Origin of the sequence: Nocardia sp. NPDC059236, assembly GCF_042754085.1 — a bacterium.
Classification (GTDB): domain Bacteria; phylum Actinomycetota; class Actinomycetes; order Mycobacteriales; family Mycobacteriaceae; genus Nocardia.
Genome location: NZ_JBHZAF010000066.1, coordinates 1 through 1,666, shown reverse-complemented (window position 1 = coordinate 1,666; position 1,666 = coordinate 1). Strand labels below are relative to the sequence as shown.

The 1,666-nt window shown below is 70.8% G+C and carries 1 protein-coding gene and 1 pseudogene; both read left to right on the top strand.

From position 1 onward, the window contains the following. Positions 1–723: DUF935 family protein (locus ACFXIV_RS47840; RefSeq protein WP_379421529.1), on the top strand; the 723-nt coding region annotated here is incomplete at its 5' end. Beyond that, a pseudogene (locus ACFXIV_RS47835) lies at positions 720–1,666 on the top strand (hypothetical protein); the annotation flags it as partial. The gene ACFXIV_RS47840 and the pseudogene ACFXIV_RS47835, both read left to right, overlap by 4 nt.

The window sequence follows — 1,666 nt, the reverse complement described above, 5'->3', positions numbered from 1 at the left end:
GGTAAGTCGCTGCTGCGCCCGTCCTACAAGCATTGGCTGCTGAAGGACGAGTTCCTGCGTATCGAGGCCGTCGCCGCCCGCCGTAACGGCGTTGGTGTGCCGGTCGCGACCGCGGCCGAGGGCGCGACAGACGCCGACGTCGCCAAGCTCGCCGATATGGCGCAGGCCTACCGCGGCAGCGAGCATGGCGGCGTTGGCCTGCCCTACGGCGCAACGCTGCAGCTGCTCGGCGTGCAAGGCAACCTGCCCGACATCCGCGCGGCAGTCACCTACCACGACACGATGATCGCGATCTCGGGTCTGGCGCACTTCCTGAACCTGGCCGGAGGCGGGTCGTATGCGCTGGCGTCGGTGCAGCAGAACACTTTCATCGACGCCGTGCAGGCTGAGGCGGAATTCATCCGCGACGTCACCAATCTGCATGTGATCGAGGATCTCGTCGACGTGAATTTCGGGCCGGACGAGCCCGCGCCGCGCCTGGTATTCGACGAGATCGGCCGCAACGAGGACGCGACCGCGGCCGCGCTGAAAACCCTCGTCGACGCGGGCCTGTTGTCGCCGGACATCCTCATCGAGCAGACCGTCCGCCAGCGTCTCGGCTTCCCGTCCAAACCGGCCGACGCCGCGCCCGCCCCGGCCACCGAGCCCGCGCCGGCACCGACCGCGCCGGTCGCCGCGCGCCGGGCCCGCCCAGTACCCGCTGGACAGGAGGCCCTGTTTTGACGGCCCCGCTACCGGTGCCCGCCGCCCCGGCGCTGTCGCACCTGCCGCAAGTCGAGCTGATGAGGGTCGGCACGTGGGACGCCTCGACCGGGCGGCACACGTTCACCCCCGACGACCTCGCGTACGCGGTCGCGGCGACCGATTGCCCGGCCGTGCACCGGCCGCGGATCAAGCTGGGGCACACCGATCCTCGGTTCGACGGCGAGCCCGCTCTCGGGTGGGTCGATCATCTCGCGGTCGTCGACGGCGCGACCCTGATCGGCGACTTGGTCGGTATGCCGGGCTGGTTGGCGACGCCGGATGCCAACGGGCACACCGTGATTGCGTCGGCGTACCCGCAACGCTCGGTCGAGGCCGAGTTCGACTACCAGTGCGCGCTCGGCCACACGCACCCGTTCGTGCTGACCGGTCTCGCGCTGCTCGGCATCGCCGATCCGGCGATCGGAACCCTGGCCTCCCTCCAGGACGTCGGCGCCCTGTACGGGGTCGCCGCGTCGACGCCGTACACCGGCGGCACCCGTATCACCGTCCACATGAAAGGGCAGCTCATGCCAAACCCGAAGGTGCGCAAGGTCGCTGCCGGTGTGACCACCGAGGACGTGCGCCGCAAGTTCTACGACGACGCGCCGTGGTCGCTGTGGATCGAGGAGTTCCACCTCGAGCCGCTGCAGCTGATCGTCATCGACGACGACAGCGGCACTCGTCAGCGGATCCCCGTCACTGTCGACCCGGCCGGTGACGGCACCGACGGCGTCAGTTTCGGTACCGCAGTCCCGGTCGTCGTCCGCTACGACGACGCCGCCCAGGCCGCTACCCCGGCGGCGCCCGACCCGACAGCACAGGAGGCGGCCGTGGCCGCATCGAAAGTTCTGCGGTACGCGAGCCGTGCCGAATCCCGCCCCGGCCATCCGGTCGCGGCGGCCGCCCCCGCCGCCCCGGCGAC